This is a genomic window from Pseudoalteromonas sp. MT33b, assembly GCF_014117385.1.
GTDB classification, from domain to species: Bacteria; Pseudomonadota; Gammaproteobacteria; order Enterobacterales; family Alteromonadaceae; genus Pseudoalteromonas; species Pseudoalteromonas lipolytica.
On the sequence record NZ_CP059832.1, the window covers coordinates 110,773 to 129,682 of the forward strand.

19 protein-coding genes and 1 pseudogene are annotated in these 18,910 nt (G+C 37.9%); 5 read left to right on the top strand and 15 right to left on the bottom strand.

Features of this window, described 5'->3' with window-relative positions:
• Positions 1-10 precede the first annotated feature (10 nt).
• Positions 11-1,057 carry a patatin-like phospholipase family protein gene (locus H3302_RS16595; protein ID WP_065979178.1) on the top strand — a complete coding sequence of 349 codons (1,047 nt, stop codon included), beginning with the start codon at positions 11-13 and terminating at the stop codon, positions 1,055-1,057.
• Here H3302_RS16595 and H3302_RS16600 read toward each other — a convergent pair.
• The 3 genes and pseudogenes from H3302_RS16600 to H3302_RS16610 form a co-directional block, all read right to left on the bottom strand.
• Entirely contained in the window at positions 1,050-2,579 is a 1,530-nt protein-coding gene (locus H3302_RS16600; protein WP_036972986.1) for a PAS domain-containing methyl-accepting chemotaxis protein, read from the bottom strand. The two genes, H3302_RS16595 and H3302_RS16600, sit on opposite strands and share 8 nt — an antisense overlap.
• A 363-nt stretch (positions 2,580-2,942) precedes the next feature.
• Positions 2,943-3,086, bottom strand: a pseudogene (locus H3302_RS20020) (excalibur calcium-binding domain-containing protein); the annotation flags it as partial.
• A 449-nt stretch (positions 3,087-3,535) separates the two neighbouring features.
• Complete coding sequence (locus H3302_RS16610; protein WP_182396612.1) at positions 3,536-3,862, bottom strand: hypothetical protein; 327 nt, start codon at positions 3,860-3,862, stop codon at positions 3,536-3,538.
• 634 nt (positions 3,863-4,496) lie between these two features.
• Here H3302_RS16610 and H3302_RS16615 point away from each other — a divergent pair.
• Entirely contained in the window at positions 4,497-4,709 is a 213-nt protein-coding gene (locus tag H3302_RS16615; RefSeq protein ID WP_182396613.1) for a hypothetical protein, read from the top strand.
• A 33-nt stretch (positions 4,710-4,742) separates the two neighbouring features.
• Here H3302_RS16615 and H3302_RS16620 read toward each other — a convergent pair whose 3' ends face one another.
• The 10 genes from H3302_RS16620 to H3302_RS16665 form a co-directional block, all read right to left on the bottom strand.
• Positions 4,743-5,153 (bottom strand): hypothetical protein, encoded by a 411-nt coding sequence (locus tag H3302_RS16620; RefSeq protein ID WP_182396614.1) that lies wholly within the window; start codon positions 5,151-5,153, stop codon positions 4,743-4,745.
• Positions 5,154-5,542: 389 nt separating this feature from the next.
• Positions 5,543-5,728 carry a hypothetical protein gene (locus H3302_RS16625; protein WP_182396615.1) on the bottom strand — a complete coding sequence of 62 codons (186 nt, stop codon included), beginning with the start codon at positions 5,726-5,728 and terminating at the stop codon, positions 5,543-5,545.
• Between the two features lie 89 nt (positions 5,729-5,817).
• Positions 5,818-7,167, bottom strand: coding sequence for a zonular occludens toxin domain-containing protein (locus tag H3302_RS16630; RefSeq protein WP_182396617.1), 1,350 nt, complete (start codon positions 7,165-7,167; stop codon positions 5,818-5,820).
• Positions 7,164-7,478 carry a DUF2523 family protein gene (locus H3302_RS16635; protein WP_182396619.1) on the bottom strand — a complete coding sequence of 105 codons (315 nt, stop codon included), beginning with the start codon at positions 7,476-7,478 and terminating at the stop codon, positions 7,164-7,166. Before H3302_RS16635 ends, H3302_RS16630 begins: the two co-directional genes overlap by 4 nt.
• Positions 7,478-8,965 (bottom strand): hypothetical protein, encoded by a 1,488-nt coding sequence (locus tag H3302_RS16640; protein ID WP_182396621.1) that lies wholly within the window; start codon positions 8,963-8,965, stop codon positions 7,478-7,480. Before H3302_RS16640 ends, H3302_RS16635 begins: the two co-directional genes overlap by 1 nt.
• A gap of 87 nt (positions 8,966-9,052) precedes the next feature.
• Entirely contained in the window at positions 9,053-9,280 is a 228-nt protein-coding gene (locus H3302_RS16645; RefSeq protein WP_182396622.1) for a hypothetical protein, read from the bottom strand.
• A gap of 11 nt (positions 9,281-9,291) precedes the next feature.
• Positions 9,292-9,495, bottom strand: coding sequence for a hypothetical protein (locus H3302_RS16650; RefSeq protein WP_182396624.1), 204 nt, complete (start codon positions 9,493-9,495; stop codon positions 9,292-9,294).
• Positions 9,496-9,497: 2 nt separating this feature from the next.
• Complete coding sequence (locus tag H3302_RS16655; RefSeq protein ID WP_182396625.1) at positions 9,498-9,821, bottom strand: hypothetical protein; 324 nt, start codon at positions 9,819-9,821, stop codon at positions 9,498-9,500.
• A 43-nt stretch (positions 9,822-9,864) separates the two neighbouring features.
• The gene (locus tag H3302_RS16660; protein WP_182396627.1) at positions 9,865-11,856 is read right to left on the bottom strand and encodes a replication endonuclease; all 1,992 of its coding nucleotides are present in this window, start codon (positions 11,854-11,856) and stop codon (positions 9,865-9,867) included.
• Between the two features lie 3 nt (positions 11,857-11,859).
• Positions 11,860-12,051 carry a hypothetical protein gene (locus H3302_RS16665; RefSeq protein ID WP_182396628.1) on the bottom strand — a complete coding sequence of 64 codons (192 nt, stop codon included), beginning with the start codon at positions 12,049-12,051 and terminating at the stop codon, positions 11,860-11,862.
• A gap of 135 nt (positions 12,052-12,186) precedes the next feature.
• Here H3302_RS16665 and H3302_RS16670 point away from each other — a divergent pair, with 135 nt between their 5' ends.
• Positions 12,187-12,537: a DUF3693 domain-containing protein gene (locus H3302_RS16670; RefSeq protein ID WP_182396629.1), complete on the top strand. Its 351-nt coding sequence runs from the start codon at positions 12,187-12,189 to the stop codon at positions 12,535-12,537.
• A gap of 184 nt (positions 12,538-12,721) precedes the next feature.
• On the opposite strand, the gene H3302_RS16675 is transcribed toward H3302_RS16670, so the two are convergent.
• Complete coding sequence (locus H3302_RS16675) at positions 12,722-13,288, bottom strand: YSC84-related protein (RefSeq protein ID WP_036972643.1); 567 nt, start codon at positions 13,286-13,288, stop codon at positions 12,722-12,724.
• 139 nt (positions 13,289-13,427) lie between these two features.
• On the opposite strand from H3302_RS16675, the gene H3302_RS16680 reads away from it, so the two are divergent.
• A complete protein-coding gene (locus tag H3302_RS16680) occupies positions 13,428-14,639 on the top strand; it encodes a tyrosine-type recombinase/integrase (RefSeq protein WP_182396633.1) in 1,212 nt (403 codons plus the stop codon).
• Positions 14,639-15,826, top strand: a complete 1,188-nt coding sequence (locus tag H3302_RS16685; RefSeq protein ID WP_182396634.1) for a sodium:proton antiporter — start codon at positions 14,639-14,641, stop codon at positions 15,824-15,826. The genes H3302_RS16680 and H3302_RS16685 overlap by 1 nt, the downstream gene beginning before the upstream one ends.
• A 22-nt stretch (positions 15,827-15,848) precedes the next feature.
• Here H3302_RS16685 and H3302_RS16690 read toward each other — a convergent pair whose 3' ends face one another.
• The gene (locus H3302_RS16690) at positions 15,849-18,893 is read right to left on the bottom strand and encodes an FAD-binding and (Fe-S)-binding domain-containing protein (protein WP_180311835.1); all 3,045 of its coding nucleotides are present in this window, start codon (positions 18,891-18,893) and stop codon (positions 15,849-15,851) included.
• Positions 18,894-18,910 lie beyond the last annotated feature (17 nt).

An 18,910-nucleotide genomic window follows, 5' to 3' on the forward strand; every position in this document is an offset into this window, starting at 1 on the left:
AAAGCAGTACATGATTGATATTTACGCAGGGCCAACCGCTGCAAAAACAATACGAGAGCAGGGACTCTCTGCAGATCTTTTTAGTACATTTTTAGGTGCGAGTGGTGGACCTAAATGGTTTACTTTGTTCGGTCTAGATAAGTACCTATTCGGCGAGTTTTTTAAACAGCGAACACAGCCTTTAAATTTAGTAGGTTCAAGTGCTGGCGCTTTTCGTGCGGCCTGTTTTGCGCAAAATGATCCTGTGGCTGCAATATCACGCTTAGCTAAATCGTACTCCGAAACACGCTATTCCTCTAACAAAGCAAAGCCAACTGAAATAACAGAAAAAGCACGATTGCTTCTGAACTATGTATTTGCTGAAAACGGTATTGAAGAAATTATTAATAACCCCGTTTTTAAGGCGCATTTTATTGTTGCTAAATCAAATGGTTTTACGGCTTCAGAAAACAAAGTTATGCAGCTAATGGGGTTATCAAAAAGTTACCTATTTAACAGAGTAAATAGACGGTTGTTGAGCAAACAATATGAACGTTTCGTGTTTCAACCTGCGAATAGTAATCTGTCCTTTAGTGACAATAATACCTTTAATACTCAAACAGTTGAGCTTACAGAAGCTAATCTAGCCGATGCTTTACTTGCATCAGGCTCAATTCCGTTAGTAATGCAAGGCATTAAAAATATACCAGGCACACCGCAAGGTATGTACCGAGATGGCGGTATTATTGATTACCATTTTGATTTAACAATTCACAATGAAGGGTTAATACTTTATCCGCACTTTAATAATAAGCCAAAAGCAGGGTGGTTTGATAAAAACCTAAGCAGGGGGATCACACCGCGTAATTACGATAATGTGGTGATGGTTACACCTTCAGCAAAGTTTATAGCGTCATTACCCTACAATAAAATACCAGACAGAACAGACTTCACAGTACTTGATGCCGACACACGTATAAAGTATTGGCAACATGTTCTTAGCGAAACCGAACGATTAGCAGAGGCATTTCATCTGCTATGTAATAATAACGATTTTAAAATAAACATAATTACTTAAATTGATTAATGAGTGCGGTTTGCTCCGTTACTTTCGATAATAATCCTTCGCACAATTGCTGGGCAGAATGACCAAGCGAAGTGCATTCATGCGCAAAATCTTGTGCTGCTGATATATTGGCAGCAATTGCTTGACTGGCTGCTAATTGGTCACTAATTGCTTGTGAAATAATACTATTAAGTTCGCTTAATTTAACCGATTGTGCGTTGATATGTTGTAAACTTTCGCCGCTTTTATGGGCAAGACTCACGCTTTCTGAAGACAACTTGAGGCCATCAGACATCGCATTTTGTGCTTCTTTAGATGCCCCAGTGAGACGATTTAAAACAGTATTAATTTCTTCGGTTGATTGCTGAGTCCGTGAGGCGAGGGCGCGTACTTCACCCGCAACGACAGCAAAACCTCTGCCTTGTTCACCAGCACGTGCTGATTCAATCGCGGCGTTTAATGCTAATAGATTCGTTTGTTCTGCTATGGCATTTATTTCCGATAAAATGGAGACAATATGCTTATTACCCTCCACTAAATTCACAACTTGCTCGCTGGCTGAGTGAAGTTTTTTGTCCAGCTCGTTTATTGAATTAATCGTTTGTTGTACAGCTTGTGACCCTTGCTCTGTTGATTTCATCGCCGTTTCGGCTGCTTGGCTTGTGTCTGTTGTACTCGATGATAAATCGTTTATCGACGCTGACATCTGCTCCGTCGCAATAACAATTTGTGACACTTCGTCAGCTTGTTTACTTAATAGTTCAGTAACATGGTGTCCAGTTTCAGCGCACTGTATTGCATTATTATTCACTCCCATTGTTACGTCATTAACACGCCCGACAATCGCTTTAAGTTTTGCTTGTTGCATTTCAAATGCTAAATTCAAATAGCCAATGTCATCATTTGTTCCTGAGTATAAGTAAGCCATAAAAGGATTATTGTATATGTCTTTTGCTTTACTAATTAGCTGTATGTAGCGCCTACGCCAAAAGAACATCAGACTATTTATAGTCGCTAAAACGATGAGTAATACCGTATTCAATATTTCAAAGCCATTGCTCAAAACAGAGGCAAAAGCCGTAACAAAACACGCGGCTAAAAGGATGCTAATAAATAAAGTTACATCATACTTTTTTGATAACGCGCGAGATTTTTGTCCATCATTGATTTTTTTATATTCACTGCTGGCACGTGCTACAACATCATCATTTGGTTTAGTACGTACTGACTGATATTCAATTGTTCGATTATTTTCATCCCTGATAGGAGTCGCAAACGCATTAACCCAATAATAATCACCATTTTTACAGCGATTTTTAACCGGTCCCATCCAAGATTGGCCATTTTGTAAATGTTTCCACAGGTCAGCAAAAGCAAGTTTTGGCATATCAGGGTGTCGAACAAGATTGTGTGGCTTGCCTTTCATTTCATCTAAATCATAACCGGCGATTTTGCAGAAATCTTTATTCGCATAAGTGATATGACTTTTAAGATCGGTTGTCGAAAGGAGAATATCTGATTCAGAAAATTTCACTTCGTTGTTAGTTATTTTTGCTTTTATCACGTAGAAATCATCCAAGTGTGTCGTTAGCTATCAATAAAATTCATCAATTTATCGGTTGAAGTTTAAACATTATTTATAAAAAAAAGATGTTAACCAGTACCAATAAATTGACTGTTGTCTTAGATCAATTTAGCGCTAAGTCAGTGAAAAATAACTAGGAAAATTCTGTTTTTGTATTTTGAAGGTAAATACTTTTTAATTATTTAAGGGATTAAAAAAGAGAACTCACTATAATAAAAAAGAATACTCCGAATCAATTATCTTTAAATCAGAGTATATTTGGATAGTTTATTTTATAATGCTAAGCATGTGCGCCATGCTTAGATTTTATATTTAGGGGCGGAGTCTTGTGTCGTTTTCACATGGATCACCATCATAGTCTCCATCCATGTCTGTATTAGGGCAGTTTTTAATAAAAAAAAGTGCTTCTTCAAGCGAGGTCATCTCACTACAGTATTGCCTGCCATCACAGACAAATTTGCTCTCATCTGTTAAATAGGGTCCGTTACGTTTACGAGTATACTTTGTCCGAATGGGGTCAATGACTTCGCTCTGTAATGTGTCTATTGGCGAAATGCCGCCATAATTTTTTGCATAATATTCCCAACCAAACAATCCAATAATGATTAGTAGCAATAATTTTCTCACGTGACTTCCTTTTAGTATTGTCATAAAAATGAGTGTATTTATAGTCAGCGAAAGCTTTCGCACACCTAACTAAAATGGCTTACTATGATAGGGAGGTTATACAATAATTTTAAGTGATATTCGGATTTGAGAAAGAAATCTGAAATTTCGCAGAAGCTAGTGTATTAAGATATAGCAATTATTTATATCCCATAAATTACGGTACGTAACAATGTAGAAAAGGGCGAAAAGCCCTTTTTTATTAGTTGGTTACTAAAACTGTCAAGGTTGACAGTGTGTCAATTGGAAGATTTGATCGGACAGAATTTTCGCATATTTAATCGGTTCTCTTCAGTTGGATTCTGGCGGTACTCTTTTATGAAAAAATCACAAACTCTAGCATCTTCAATTTCTTTTTCACGCTCTTTCCTAGTTAAAGGTTTTTTATAAGAAGGCTGCTCTAAAGGTATCTGAATCTTCTTAGGTTGTGATGCTTGGCTAAAAGCTTTAGTGGTAGCATCTGAAATAAGCTTAAGTTGATACATAGTCCAAACTTGATCAACGAGCCAAATGGTAAGACCTGATAGCGTCAAGCAGGCATATAGCTTTAAATAATTAATTTGCATAACTAGTCCTTTAGTAAAAGATTTATATTTACACTAATTCAAAACTGAAAAATAAATAAGGTTCAACTTAAGTGCTAAGTTGATAGAAATATCTAGTGCTATTGTTGGTATTGATAATGATTGTCATTATGGTATAATAATTGTATAGATAGTAGAATACTAGATCTCACCTTTCTCCAAATATCCTAATTTATACTCTACGTGCTTTGATGAGATTAAAGCTCATTAAACTCACAGAGAATTAGCAACACTTAAATTCATTAATTTCAATAGATTAGCTTGCTCAAGCACCAGTTGCGCATGCTGATGTTTATTATTGTTATGGAGTAGTGTTAACTATATACAAAGGTTAGTGATATAGCTTTCTGTTATATCTTATAATTAAATGTTCTAGTGGTTTGCATGTAAAAGTATTGACATGCTATTATAGGCTTATCGTTTGGTAATTGTACAGGAGGTGTAACTAAGAAAAATATTTTAGAGTAGTAAAAACAAAAAAACCGAGCATTAACTCGGGTTTCATGTGTACGAAATAAATTCATACCAGTGTAGGAGCTTGGATTATGGACTAGATTCGTTCAAATGTCAAATCTGGGATTGCTCTAATATTAATAAAGAATAGGAGTAATCAAATTTGATTATTTTAGAGGATATAATCCTTAACTTTTTAAATGTTGAAGACCGCTTTGCTTCAATAGTAATAGTATGTTTATACTTATTTTATGTTTTTGTTAATTGGGTGTTTGAAAAACTTAGAGCTTACCAAGAAATTCGTTCTGCTAAGGCTAAAGCAGATCTAAAGGAATTGGAGGTTAAAAAATTTAAAAAAGATAATGATATTACGTAACTTAAGGTGAGCCTATTTATAGGCTCAATTACATCAACTACCTGTTTTTATGGCTAGTTCACCTACTATATCTAGCAATTGCTCCTGAAGATCAAATAAATATTTGTCTTGTACTTTAGTTTCGGATTTAAGCTTTTTATACATGGTTTCATGCTCTTTAGCTGACCATTTATAGCGATGAACAAACTGTACGTCCGATGGTTTTACTTTGCCCCATGGCGTAGTCATTACATTGTTATGATATGAAATACTACATTCTGCCCAAGGGCCTGTATCCGGTAAGTAGCCGCGATACATTATCCAAATCAGTTTTTCGACTGGTTTACTGGCTTTATTTGCTTTTACATATCTCCTTACTTGTCGTTCACTTACTCCGAGTTCTTTAGCTCCTTTTGCGTAGTCATATCCGAATAGCGTAACGAACTGCAATTTAAAGTTGCTCATTGTGATTTACTCCTTTTTGTTAAAATCACAATGCACACTCGGTTTCGGTGTAAGTGGTTTCGCTCCCCCCTATTAGTATATGGGGGGAGGGTGTTTCCCTCGGCTGCTGTGCCGTCCTTAACTCAGCTTGGTTTATCAGAAGGCAATCAACTTTTTTCAAAGACAGACTAGGGCAGTGAGTGCGATTAGCTTTCTCACTGAATTGATACCCGACCATAATAAACTGTATGTAAAATGGAAACATATTCTCGATAAAATGGGAATTTTCTGGAATGCATGACATGGCTTCGCCATCCTCCAAGAACTGGAGACACAAAGGTGACTGGTACGTAATAATGAAATTCATTATTACGTACTGATTAAAATGTTACGTAAAAAGTTACGTACCACTATATGGCCTTTTTCATACGACCTGTTTTAACGTTCCTTGCCATAAAAGGAATGTGGTCAGGGTTATCAATCAGAAACTCTATCATCTGTTTGATTTCAATTTCTGATTCGTCAGGAATCCAAAGGGTTACTTTCTTTAAGCCTTTAGACTTTTGTTTCTGTTCGTATTTTTGATTTCTAGTCATAGTGTCACCAGTGACAGGTAATAGGTTGACGTTTCTAAGCACACAAGGCAGAGGCTCGAAGCTCGCCTTTCTGCCTTTGTGTTGCTTAGTTAAAACTGTCTAAGGAAAATGTTTTTGTCAGAAAATTTTAAGATTGGTAAATCTTCTGTTAGGTATATCGAGTAACCGATTTTCTCTAAATAGTTTGAGCTAAGCGCTATTACTTCGGGCTCAGATACGATTTCGGATTTCTCGGTTTGATTTTCATCATCACCAAAAATTGAGGTGTTTTTCCTTTCGACGTTCTTACCAGTGACGCAGTTAATGTAATGCTCGACAGTGACAACGCCATGTTTCTTTTTAAGCACATAGCCACCGTATTCGTAGTCATCACATATTTCGTTTAGTGGATGCTCAAATTTCTGTGGCTTATACGTTAAATCTAATTTTGGTTTAACAGTCGGTTGTTGTGTTTGCTGTTTTACATCTGCACTTTTGGGTTCTGGTGTGCTGGCCGTTTCGGGTTCTTCTGAACTGCTCAGTCCTAAGCTACCGAGTAAGGTATAAAAAAGATAAATAAATATTGGGACAGCCAAGAGAAACAAAAACGCCTTTGGTGGTAATTTAAACTTTGCTGTATGTTCATCTGCTGACCAATAGACACCGTAAAAATTAGCATCTCGGCGCATAAGTTTAGTTGCACATTTCTCTAAGTCACCTTTGTAATCGGTATTGAATTGTTTATCACGTTGGAAGCGTGTAATCGCAGAGCCGCCCATTGGTCTAAAATAATGAATATGGGAGTTGGTACACTTTTGAATAACGTTATCTAAAAAGGTGTAGTGCTGAGTTACAAGGTGTATATCGACACCTGAATGTCGATGTGTTTGAAACCTTGTGTAATGGACTGGCCGTTTAGCGCTATTGGCCATTGGTGAAAAGTAATCCTGACACTCATCGAATACACTAATAGAGCCATTGGGTAAATCGAACCATTGCGTTGGGTCATCTACTTTTGTCCAGTGATAGTTAAGCAGCTTAATGGATTCAATGGTTGGCTGTTCGGCCTCAGCAATATAGGTATTTAAACCAGATAAGTTTTGTTTTGGATAACAACGGCGACACCAATTAACAAACAGCGTAATAGCGGCTTGTTCATCGTATAACTTAAACGAAGGTGCTAACCAAGGAACGTCTGTTAGCTCGACTAACCTGCCTTGTTCATGCGCTTTCTTTATTATCTTAGAATAACGAGATCCTTTTTTAGTTTGTTGGACTGTTGGATAGAACGAACCATAGAACCAACCCGCAAAACTATTTAAGAAATCTAAGTCGAGTAAGAAACACTTAATGTTGTTATAGAACTTTTCTTTTTGCGTGACGGCTGGGTCTTGGCAAATTTCTTTCAACGTATTTAATGTTTTGCCTGCACCTGGGACACCCGTTCGTAAATAAATCATGAGTTAGGTGCTCCCAATTTCATTTTTGTAACTGAGCCGCCAGACGTTAAGCCCCGAATTGTGAGTGCCGCAGCATAAGCGCCAAGCATAAACCCAATTGCTTGGTCTAATTTTGCGTAATTGAAAACAGCAATAACTTCAATTGGTAGCGTGGCCGCATTTGAAACAATGAGATTAAAGATATAATCAATACCGAATGAACCGAGTTCATAAGTAACATAGCCAAAACCGAGACCTACAAGAACCTTGGCTACAAGGCTGGGAAGTAGGGTAGCTAGTGCAGTGAAAAAGGCTTGAATTAGAAATGGCATTATACTGACCTCGCAATTATTGAAGCGCTATGAATCAAAGAGCTAAGAACGATTAACCCAGATATAGCCTGAAAGAAAACGATAAAATATTGAAAGCTAAAACAAAGAGATTTGCCGTTAGTGAGTGTGATACATTTTTCTGGAGGTAACTCGGCATTAGGTAGCCAGTTGTTATACTTTTGTGCGTACTGGTCTAAATTTCGGGTTTCATGACTGAGTTCTACACCGTCACCATTACCAATGCCTGCACATTCTTCGATTGTTCCCTCACAGTCTTCGCCGCCAATGTTACCTTCACCAGAGCCATTACCACCGCCGCCAGTTCCAGTACCATTCCCCTCTAAACCATTAATTGCATCAATAACCCCCTGCAATTTACCAACAGTTTGCGCAGCATTAATATCGGATTTCTTATCGGCCATGAAAAGAATCGTGCCTATTGAATCCATGGAATTGATTACTGCTTTTGTGTTTTCAACATCGGCATCAATTTTTTTGTTGTGTAATACATTATCGTTTTCAATCTGGTCATTTGTTGAGTTGGTGATTTCAGCTTCAACATTTTTCATCTGGCAGCTAGCATCCGCAGGGTCACAAGACTCCTTAGGCAAGTCAGGTTTTTTATCCTCCCCAACTTTTGCATCATCATTATTATGAGGGTCAACCTCAGGAGTCGTGGCTGTTGACTCTGGACAGGCCATAAGAGAAACACCATCTGCATTGGTGGTCACATTGCACTTTAAGTCCTCACCGTCATCAGCCATTTTGAAATTATCGTAAGGTTTGGTGCCACATGCCGCACCTTGACTAGTTCCAACTGCATAACTCTTTGATGTGATTTGAGTCGATTCAACAGTGTATGCACAACCATCATTGCAATACATGCCACCGCCAGAAAATGGAATACCACCAGTCATAGGTGAAGATGAAAGGTTTTCTCCTGAACCAGCTGCTGGACAAGCTTTTGGCATACATTCATCACCACCAGAAATGGCTTTCGAAGCTGCTAAGGAGTGGTATCCAGCAGGGCAATCATCAGGTAATTTTTCACGAGCGCATTTTAATGTGCCATCTGCTTCAAAGACTTCATATTTAAACATTGGGAAAGATTCAGGCGGGCAAGATGGCTCACCTTCTATTTGTGTCCAGTTCCCCAATTCCACTTTGACATAATTACACGTAGCGCAAGTTTTAAAGCTCGAATAAATATTGTAGATTGGCCCTGTTGAGCTCTGACCAATAAGAGAGGAAAAAGCATCACCAGCATTATCGCCATTCCTTGATTTATAATGGTCATCGATAAGTTTGACGCAAGCACCTAAAGGAATGTTAGTTTTATTAAAAATACCGTAATAATTACAGTTACCAATGTATTCAAATTTAGGGTGTTTCAAATTTTCCATATCTAGTTTAGTTGACTCGATTGAGTAAACATTAGAAACAAAAAAGGCGCTCATTAGCGCCAATATAAATATTAGTATTCGCATAATTGCGCCTTAGTTTTTAATCATCGAAAAGGATATAAAGTGCTAAAAGTCCGGAGACAATTAGCACTGTGTCTAATGTGATAAACATTAGCTAAAGGTTGTGCCTTTAAGCCATTTCCAGCCAACAGCCACAAAAGCAGCAGCTAGAAAAACGCCACCGATTAAATTCGCGTTATCAGTGAAGAATGTTTGAAAACTCGAAGTTGCAGCCGATACTTCTGGTGCAGCTTCCGCAAAAGCAGAGCCAGAGGCCGCAGCAAGTGCAGTAAGAATTCCCGCTTTAGTAAGCTTGTTTTTAAGAATGTTTGTTTTCATGGTTAAGTTCCTTATCTATTCCAAACCATTTTGTTTAATTTCTTCCAACCATAAGCGGTAAGAAGAACGACGATGATTGAAGGGGCAACTTCAGTTTTGAAGGTGTCCCAATCAAGCGGAACGGGAAGGGGCATTGCAACCACCTCCAACTCCACCGGACACTGTTTCTCTACAGGCGCAACGGGACAAATAGCAATGTATTTGTTCTCGCCCATAGTTAGTTTTTAACCTGTTTTGTTTCAGCTGGTAGACTGTGTAAGCGGAAACCTTTCCAGTCCATCTGGCGGGCAACGTTTGCACCTTCGTAATACTCGATATTGAGTAAAACAGGTTTTAAGCCCCAGCCATTAGGGTCTGATTGCATTTGTTCTAATTGCTTGTATGTGCCGTCTGCATATTGGTCAGCAGAGACTTTTACAGACAGAATTTGTGCAGGGTTTTTCGTGTGTAGCTTAAACTCTGCGGTTGTTGGGAGTGGCACACCTTTATCGTCTGTACGATTGATTGGTGCTAAATCAGTAATTGCGCCTTCAATATTCATAGCTAATTTCCTTAATGAGTGGTCGATAAATTAAAAGTTACAGTTAATGACACAAGTCCAAGCTCGCGATTTCATCGCTCATAATGTTGTCTGCAAGTGCTTCGTAATCCATGAACAAACACATGTTTTGATAGTCCTCTAAAACACATGCTTCTAAGAATTGCATTTCTTCTTTAGTCGGCTCGAATAAACGGCCATCGTCATGCCAGCCTTGAATCTGCTCTGATACGCCTATCATGATTTTGCGCTGAGCCTTAATGTCAGTTTCAGTCAAAATCTGTGACGTACCACGGCGAGTGATAACAACAACGGCATCCCATGCAACACCCAAAATACGGTTTGCTGGTTGGTCACCATATTTGGTGGCAAAGTAGGGCGACTGGGTTTCGCTTCGGCTAATCTCGCCTGTAATTTGGTCAACAATATCGGGTATCTGATAATGCAGTCTTAGCGTTTGGTCTTTACGCTTAACTTGTACGCCGCCCATTGCTAAACAAAACGCTTTCCAGTCAGATGAATCAGCGGCTTGACGAACCTTTTCTAAGGCATATTTTGATACGGTATCTAGTGTGGTTTTCATTGCGTTTGCAACCTCGCATTTGCCTTGTTCGCCTTGGCCTAGTCGTCTAAGTTCACGCCATAAACTGACAGATGGACCGCCGATTTGTTGAAAGCGTCTAATGTTAAAAGTGCTTGCCCATGTTGATGCACGTTCTGCGGCATCAGCGGGGAGTACGTTCATTTCACCTGCTTGAGAGCAAGTGACTTTATCAATGCAATCACCAGTAACAGCTTTGGTAATGTATTTAGCAATGTAACCAGCCGCAGAGCCTTTGTTTTTATTTATGGCTATTGCTTTAAAGCGGGTTGATGTCGTTTTAAATTCGTCGGGTGTATCTTGAGTGCAAAGCTTGCGTAATATGCTACGAACCTGTTTTGCTTCACCTTTTTCCATGAATAAAAGCATGTGCCAGTGTGGGCAACCGTCATGATGTGGCTCTACAACTCTAAAACCGTATGGTCTTAAATCTTGCTTAGCGAATAGGGCGCGGGCACGTTTCCAAATATCGTTAAAGTATTCTTGTGCATCTTGAGGGGTTGAACCGTTATATTTTTTGTTGGGTATGCCTGTATGGTGTACTGAATGAAAACGACTCGGCGCTGATAAAGTATAAAATTCACCACGATGGCCATGCATGTCGGCCAGTTCTTCAAAACCACGAATACGAACCATGAGTTCGGCGGCTTGTTGTTTACCCGATGTATGCGAACGTTCAATGATTGATTGTAATGTTTCAAATTCTTCAAATGGATTTGATTCATTAGGAACAACAAATAAATCAGACATGATTTGTTCTGATTTACGTTTTCTATCACGGCGGTTTTGGATGGTTGGTTGTGAGACATACGCACTCGCTTTTTTGTGAACGAGTCTTAAATCACGGGCTAATTGTTCGATGGTTACAGCTTGGATTTTGCGTAATTTTCTACGCCACCAAATAGGGTCTGCAAAACGGTTAAGTGCTCCAACTAATGATGTTGCTGAAAGGGCTGAACAGTATGGTGAAACCAGTACCGGTGCATCAATATCAAATGAATTTGCTAGTTCTTCTAACTGTGCAAATACTTGCAAGTTATGTCCTTTTTTAGCGATTTTAAGCTCGCAATAGCGAGCTTTTTGCTCTGCAATATCGCAAAGCTCATCGTCAGAAACAGATAAATTGATGTGTCCAAACTTCACATTTCCCAGTTTTAACGCTTCATCTGCATGCTTTAAACGGGCGTTTGCATCGGCTAAATTGCCGAATTTTTCAGCTAAAAAGTAACCCGTACTAAGCATGTGAGCAAGGTTAGAATGACGTTCAAATATACGATTTCGCCAAGATTGATAGTCGAAAAAACGTTCTTTCATTGGCTTAGATAAGTTCTCGAAAACGTCTTTTGCTGTGTTTGCTGGGTGCAAGTTGGCCGTTAAATTCATTGCTGCATTTAAGGGGAAAACCTTTGCGTATTGGTTAGATGATAGTGCGGTCATTTTCTATTTCCCTAAATCATCTGAATAAGAATCTTTAAGTGATGCGTTAATAGCTGCCAGAGCGCTGAAAATTACGAGTAAGTACAAGATGAAAAAAATCATCATTGTTACTGGGTCAGGAATATCGACTGAGAATGTATCGAGTAAATATTGAGATAAAGATTTGTTTAACTCATGTAATTTAGTGAAACTCATATCCGTATTCCTTGTTAAAATGACAAACGGTCACGTGTGACTGTTTTTTGAGGAGTCTAGCGGTCACGATTGACTCTTGTCAACTTTTTTAAATATCAAGTTTGACAGTTATAATGAGTATTAAAGGAGAAGCTTATGAACTTTAGCTACGAACTAATTGAAAAGTATAAAGAAACCAAAGGTTATACTCAGGACAAACAAGTTATTTCTGATTTTGAAGAATTTAACTCTGGTAATATGAGTAAAATCAAGAAAGGTACTAGGCACTTAACCGCCAATCAGTGCATTGAAATGGCTAATGCTGTAGGTATGGATCAAAAAGAAGCTTTACTAAAACTTGCCATCGAAAAATCAAAATCGAAGGAAGAAGGTAAGATTTGGTCTGATATTGTAAAAAAGATTAGCGCTGCGTGTATTGCGGGAATCCTTGCAGCTGCAAGTCTTACTGGTCAAGTAGTGACCCCGCATTTGCGGTATCGTAGATAACCCATAAATTACGTTATGTTAAATAAACTAAAATAAATAAAAGTGGGTGTTATGTTACTAACTAGCCCACTTATAGAAGGGTTTTTATTTACTGATTTACTGATTTACTGATTTACTGATTTACTGATTTACTGATTTACTGATTTACTGATTTACTGATTTACTGATTTACTGATTTACTGATTTACTGATTTAGCTCAGAATCTACCCAAAATTTAGTACCTTTAAGAACCGCTTGAAGCGCCAAGCCATTTTCGGTTAAAGAATATACGGTAACTTGATCGGCTATCGCTTCGGCAACTAAAGCGCCACCTTTATCTTCATATTTAGCGGCTGCATCTGCGTTGCCACCAAACGCCCATCCATGCTCGATGAAACGGTTTACAGCAGCCTGATTATGAAAAACCATAACAACATTGAAATCTTTAACACCTAAACCGAGGCCTAAACCTGCTTCGCCCATGTTCATGTAAGTTGATTTACCTGTTAGGTTGTTTTTAACAACACCGTAGCCACCGCCAAAACTTGCCAAAACTACATTTACATTGGCATTATCGAAAACAGCATAGCCAGCTGAGTTAGCAATTTGTTGTTTCACATCAGGTTTTTCTGCATATAATGTGTTTAGAGTGTTTGTTTTCATACTCTGAACTAGCGCCCGTTTTTCACTCGGAGAGGCACTGCCGGTAGTAGCACAACCCGACAAAACGGTTGATAATATGATTAAACTGATCGCAATAAACTTTTTCATACATATTCCTTGAATAATTGTATGGCAAGATAGTAATTAAAATACTCGTTAATTTAAGGATATCTTAAGTCCAATACTAGACAGTATCGGACTTTGTGTTACTCTTATAACTAGTTATTTTACAAGATATTTATACATTATGCTCGTTGCTCTAGTCGATACTATAAAACAACTTCGTTACCAAATTGCCCACCTAGAAGATGATACTCTAGCAACAGAATATCCAGAACTTGATACATTTATACACCAGGTTGGATTGACTGTTGCTGAATCAAAAAATGACTTGGCTTTTTTGTATCAGTTTCTTTATGTTTATGGTCGAAAATCCGAAGCGACATTTAATCGATTTAGAAATGAACTTGAACGTTTTTGTTTATGGTCTTGGCTAATAGCTGAAAAATCAGTTTTTGAACTAAAACGTGAAGATATTGAAGCTTATGTTGATTTTATGGTTGAGCCAGAATCAGCGTGGTTATCAAATTCAGTTCAATGGCGATACAAAGATGAACAAGGTATTCGACGATTAAATTCTAATTGGCGCCCTTTTATCGGAAGAGAAAATATTGCTAGTCAACAAACGTTAGCTGCAATGTTTACTGCATTAAATGTATTTTATAAATTTGCCATTCTAGAAGAAAAAACATTCGCTAACTTTGTACCTGTTGTAAAAAAGAATAGCCCATATTTAGTTGTGCAATCTCAAATTAAAATTCCAGACACATTAAGTGATATACAGTGGGAGTATGTATTCGGTGTAACGCGAGATTTATGTGAAGAACAACCTGAACTTGAGCGAAACTTATTTACGCTTGCATGCTTAAAAGGATTGTATCTACGGATTTCTGAATTGTCGGAACGGCCGCAATGGTCACCGGTAATGTCACATTTTTGGCAAGATAATGATGGGTTCTGGTTTTTACGTATCATGGGTAAAGGCAATAAATTACGGGATGTAACATTAAGTGAAGATTTTATTACTTACCTAAAACGTTACCGATTATACCGTGGGTTACCCGCCCTGCCCCGAGTTGATGAAGCCGAACCTTTAGTTCACAAAATTCGTGGTAAAGGTGGTATGACGGTTAGACAAATTAGACGTTTAGTTCAACAAAGTTTTGACTTGGCGAAAAAATCATTACTTGATGATGGTTTTAAAGATGATGCAGAACAACTTGAAGCTGCCACAGCACATTGGCTTCGACATACGGGTGCAACACACGATGCACAAACTCGACCTTTAAAACATTTATCTGAAGATCTTGGTCATGCAAAAATAGCTACAACAGATCAAATTTATATTCAAACCAATATTAAAGAAAGAGCAAAGTCAGGGATGAAAAGGAAAGTATAATGGAATACACCATATTGGCCATTGTTGGTTGTGCGTTGCTATTTTACTCAATGACAATCCGCCAACTTGAGCGCACCGAAATCACCGGACCAATGTTCTTTGTATTGGTCGGGATTGCAATGTCTTACTTATTACCCAGTGAATTTAAGCTTGGTGAAAATGGACTCAATGAAATTTTACCTTTAGTTGAGTTAACGCTAAGTATTTTTTTATTTACCGATGCAGCTAAATCAAAGTTAAGCGTATTGCAGCATAGTTTTCAGTACCCTAGCCTGCTTTTATTTGTAGCATTACCACTCACATTACTTGCAGGGGTTGCCGGTGGTTTATTTATATTTTCTGAGCTATCACTATTTCAATCTGCACTTATTGCAATTATTTTAACTCCGACGGACGCGGCGTTAAGCAAAGGTATTTTAGAATGCTCGTCTGTTCCTGAAAAAATTCGAGAAGGGATCAATACTGAAAGTGGGTTAAACGATGGATTATGTGTGCCAATATTTTTAGTTTTATTATTGCTAGTTCAGAATCCAGATAGTGCTGTGACAACAACAGATACTCTCGTTGTTTTTATAAGAGAATTGGGTGTTGCGTTTTTGGTTGCCGCAGTTGCAACAGCGATATTTATCCCACTCCTTAAGGCTGCTTTGGCGCGTCATTATTTTGCAAACAATAGTAGTCCATTTTTATTGATTGGTTTAGTAATGGCGATCTTCTCGTTAACGCAAAACTTTCATGGTAGTGGATTTATTGCCGTATTTGTCGCTGGGTTATTGTTTGACTATTTTTCACCAAGAAAAATTCGTCTTACTTTAGTTAAAGACTCGGAGCATATCGCAGAATTTATAGCATTACTCATTTGGTGTTTGTTTGGGTTTGTTTGTGGACATTTAATAATTAATGATATTACTTGGCCTATTGTTTTTTATGCATTACTTAGCGTGACCTTATTTAGAATCATACCTGTATTACTTTCTTTATTTTTCACAGACTTAAATAGAAAAGATAAATTGACGTTTGCCTGGTTTGGACCAAGAGGTCTTGCGTCAATTGTATTTACACTAATGGTTATGGATACAACAATTGCTAACAAAGAACAAATTGCGACAGTAACGTTAACAACAATTCTATTCAGTGTTTTTATTCATGGCATGAGTACCAAGCCTATTGCGAATAGCTATAAATAAAAAGGCGCTTAAAGCGCCTTTTTTATAACAGTTCTGCTATTAATTGCAGTGGATGTCTTGGTTTATATTTTTCGTAACGCTTTACTTGGCTACGGCAAGAAAATCCAGTAGCCAAAATAGTTTCGGGTTCACTATTTTCAATAAGTGGTTTCCAACTCATTTCGTACAATGCGCGTGAGTTTTCTTGATTTTGTTTTTCATGACCATAAGTGCCAGCCATACCACAACAACCTGTACTTGTTGTACTCAAAGATAAACCTAAATCAGAGAAAATATTTTGCCAAACTTTTGAGGCATTTGGCATCGCTGTCGTTTCAGTGCAGTGGCTTAATAATTTAAATGGCACAGCACTTTTTGCCGACAGTGAGACGTTTTTAAAGTTTTGTGTTTGTAACCACTCATGAGCAAGTTCAACTTTAAAATCACCACGCGTTTCTTTTAGTATTGATACATACTCATCGCGGTAACACATAACAAGTGACGCATCGAGACCAACCAGTGGAGAGTTTATTTCAGAAAGTGAATTTAAAAACTCAGCCGAATTTTTTGCTGTAATTTTAAATTCATTTAAAAAACCTTTTACGTGCTGGGCTTTTCCATTTGGTTTAAAGGGTAACAGCATTGGTTTTTTACCCAGCGCTTTTATTACTTTTATAAAACTCTCAACCAATTCAGCTTCGTAAAAACTGGTAAATGGATCTTGCACAATAAGAACATACTCAGCTTGTTCATCACTGGTAAGTGATTTAAGTAATTCAAAATTGAACATGTCATTTTTGTTTACGCGTTTCGAAAGTTGAGGAACACTTAACGTTGGTGTATCTACATAGCCAATTGTATTTTTTATTAAACTAGAAACCAGTTTTGTATTTACAATTGGATTCACTACCTTCGCAAATTTAGCCATGACAGGTGCCGTTTGTTCGATACCTGCCACTAAATAATCTTTTAATGGCCGCGCGTAGTAACTGTGATAGAAATTTAAAAACTGCGATCTAAATGTTGGCACATCTACTTTTATAGGACAGGCTGTTGTACATGCTTTGCATGCTAAACATTCGTCCATTGACTCTTTCACTTCATGCGAAAAATCATAAACGCCTTTTTTCTTATCTCGGCTATGCTGAAAACGTTCCCACCACGTGATTACTTCTCCATTGATAAGTTCTTTTTCAACATGTATTAAATCAATATTTTCTGATTCTTGAAGACGCAACCATTCGCGCATTAAACCTGCACGTCCTTTAGGTGAGTAGCGTCTGTCACCCGTTACTTTATATGAAGGGCACATTGGAGAATTTTGATCATAGTTAAAACAAAGTCCATTACCATTACAAGTCATGGCGTTATTAAATTCTGTTTTAACGTCAATAGAAATTTCTTTATCAAACCATGCTCGCTTTTGATCATCAACAGAAACGAGGGAGTCTTTACTTTCAAGCGGTGTACATATTTTACCGGGATTAATGCGATTGTCTGGATCGAAAGCTGATTTAATTTTTCGTAGTTGAGTAAATAAATGCTCACCAAAAAATTCTGGTCCATACTCACTACGATAACCTTTACCGTGCTCGCCCCACATTAAACCACCATATTTAGCGGTAAGTTTTACAACTTCATCTGAAATATGGCGAAGTAATTTTTCTTGCTCAGGATCACACATATCTAGGGCTGGACGCACATGTAAAACACCCGCATCAACGTGGCCAAACATACCATACTGAAGATGATGACTATCAAGAAGTTGACGAAACTCAACAATAAAATCTGCCAAATTTTCTGGAGGTACGGCAGTATCTTCTGCAAATGCGAGCGGCTTTTGACTACCTTTAACATTGCCTAGTAAACCAACAGACTTTTTACGCATGGCATAAATTTTTAGAATATCGGCTTTATCATTTGTAAGTTGATAACCGATCACACCATGTGTTTCGTTTTTAACGCAGTCATCTAACAATCTACATAGCGTGTCTATTTTTTCTTTAATATCATCCGGTGATACAGCATTAAACTCAACCATGTTGAGGCCTTGCATATCTTTATTATCAACATCGGTTATTAAGTCCGATACTGAATGCCAGATGATATCTTCCCGTGCCAAGTTAAGCACTTTACTGTCGACTGTTTCAACAGACGTTGCATTTGCGGCGACCAAAAAAGGTGAATGACGCAATGCTGAATCAAAACTATCGTATTTAATATTGATTAAGGTTTTAAACTCAGCAATTGGGGTAATATTAAGTTTGGCTTCGGTAACTATACCTAAAGAACCTTCAGATCCCGTAATTAAACGACTCATATCAAAAGTTTGTAAGTCGTCAGAAAAAATATGTTCTAAGTCATAACCGGTTAAAAAACGATTTAATCGTGGGAATTTTTGCAAAATTGCATCACGATTATTGAGTCCAATATCCATTACCGTTTTATACAACTTGCCGACTGTTGAGTTTTGCTCAGCAACTAACTGTGCTTTTTCGATAGGCATGGGTGAGGTAGACATTTCAGTTCCATCGATTAGGTATGTTGTCAGACCTAAAACATGATCACTGGTTTTACCGTAGACAAGCGAGCCCTGCCCTGATGCATCGGTATTTATCATTCCACCAATTGTTGCTCGGTTACTGGTTGATAAATCAGGTGCGAAGAAAAATCCATAAGGCCGTAAAAAGTCATTAAGCTGATCTTTAATGACACCTGTTTGCACTCTTACCCAGTTTTCCTCAACATTTATTTCTAATATTTCACGCATGTAGCGAGATAAATCAACGACGATACCAGGAGTAAGAGACTGACCATTTGTCCCTGTGCCACCGCCGCGAGGACCAAAAGTCAGTGACAGAAATGGATCTCGAGAGGCGATTTGCATTGCAAGTTGAATATCTTTCGCCGTTTTTGGAAAAATAACTCCTTGCGGTACTTGCTGATAAACACTGTTATCGGTCGATAAGCTTAATCGCGTAGAATAACTTGCGTCTGTGTCACCCGAAAAACCTTGTTTTACAATAGTTTCTAGGTAGTTAGCGACTAACTCAGAAGCGACTTGTTGTTGACTTATTGTTGCTATCATGACGGTGATAAATTAAG

Bases quoted from the DNA above. Each gene is read 5' to 3' on its own strand.
- H3302_RS16680 (WP_182396633.1), top strand. From the start codon at position 13,428: ATGCTCGTTGCTCTAGTCGATACTATAAAACAACTTCGTTACCAAATT.
- H3302_RS16640 (WP_182396621.1), bottom strand. From the start codon at position 8,965: ATGCGAATACTAATATTTATATTGGCGCTAATGAGCGCCTTTTTTGTT.
- H3302_RS16635 (WP_182396619.1), bottom strand. From the start codon at position 7,478: ATGCCATTTCTAATTCAAGCCTTTTTCACTGCACTAGCTACCCTACTT.
- H3302_RS16595 (WP_065979178.1), top strand. From the start codon at position 11: ATGATTGATATTTACGCAGGGCCAACCGCTGCAAAAACAATACGAGAG.
- H3302_RS16645 (WP_182396622.1), bottom strand. From the start codon at position 9,280: ATGAAAACAAACATTCTTAAAAACAAGCTTACTAAAGCGGGAATTCTT.
- H3302_RS16675 (WP_036972643.1), bottom strand. From the start codon at position 13,288: ATGAAAAAGTTTATTGCGATCAGTTTAATCATATTATCAACCGTTTTG.
- H3302_RS16610 (WP_182396612.1), bottom strand. From the start codon at position 3,862: ATGCAAATTAATTATTTAAAGCTATATGCCTGCTTGACGCTATCAGGT.
- H3302_RS16620 (WP_182396614.1), bottom strand. From the start codon at position 5,153: ATGAGCAACTTTAAATTGCAGTTCGTTACGCTATTCGGATATGACTAC.
- H3302_RS16650 (WP_182396624.1), bottom strand. From the start codon at position 9,495: ATGGGCGAGAACAAATACATTGCTATTTGTCCCGTTGCGCCTGTAGAG.
- H3302_RS16630 (WP_182396617.1), bottom strand. From the start codon at position 7,167: ATGATTTATTTACGAACGGGTGTCCCAGGTGCAGGCAAAACATTAAAT.
- H3302_RS16665 (WP_182396628.1), bottom strand. From the start codon at position 12,051: ATGAGTTTCACTAAATTACATGAGTTAAACAAATCTTTATCTCAATAT.
- H3302_RS16690 (WP_180311835.1), bottom strand. From the start codon at position 18,893: ATGATAGCAACAATAAGTCAACAACAAGTCGCTTCTGAGTTAGTCGCT.
- H3302_RS16655 (WP_182396625.1), bottom strand. From the start codon at position 9,821: ATGAATATTGAAGGCGCAATTACTGATTTAGCACCAATCAATCGTACA.
- H3302_RS16660 (WP_182396627.1), bottom strand. From the start codon at position 11,856: ATGACCGCACTATCATCTAACCAATACGCAAAGGTTTTCCCCTTAAAT.
- H3302_RS16625 (WP_182396615.1), bottom strand. From the start codon at position 5,728: ATGACTAGAAATCAAAAATACGAACAGAAACAAAAGTCTAAAGGCTTA.
- H3302_RS16670 (WP_182396629.1), top strand. From the start codon at position 12,187: ATGAACTTTAGCTACGAACTAATTGAAAAGTATAAAGAAACCAAAGGT.
- H3302_RS16685 (WP_182396634.1), top strand. From the start codon at position 14,639: ATGGAATACACCATATTGGCCATTGTTGGTTGTGCGTTGCTATTTTAC.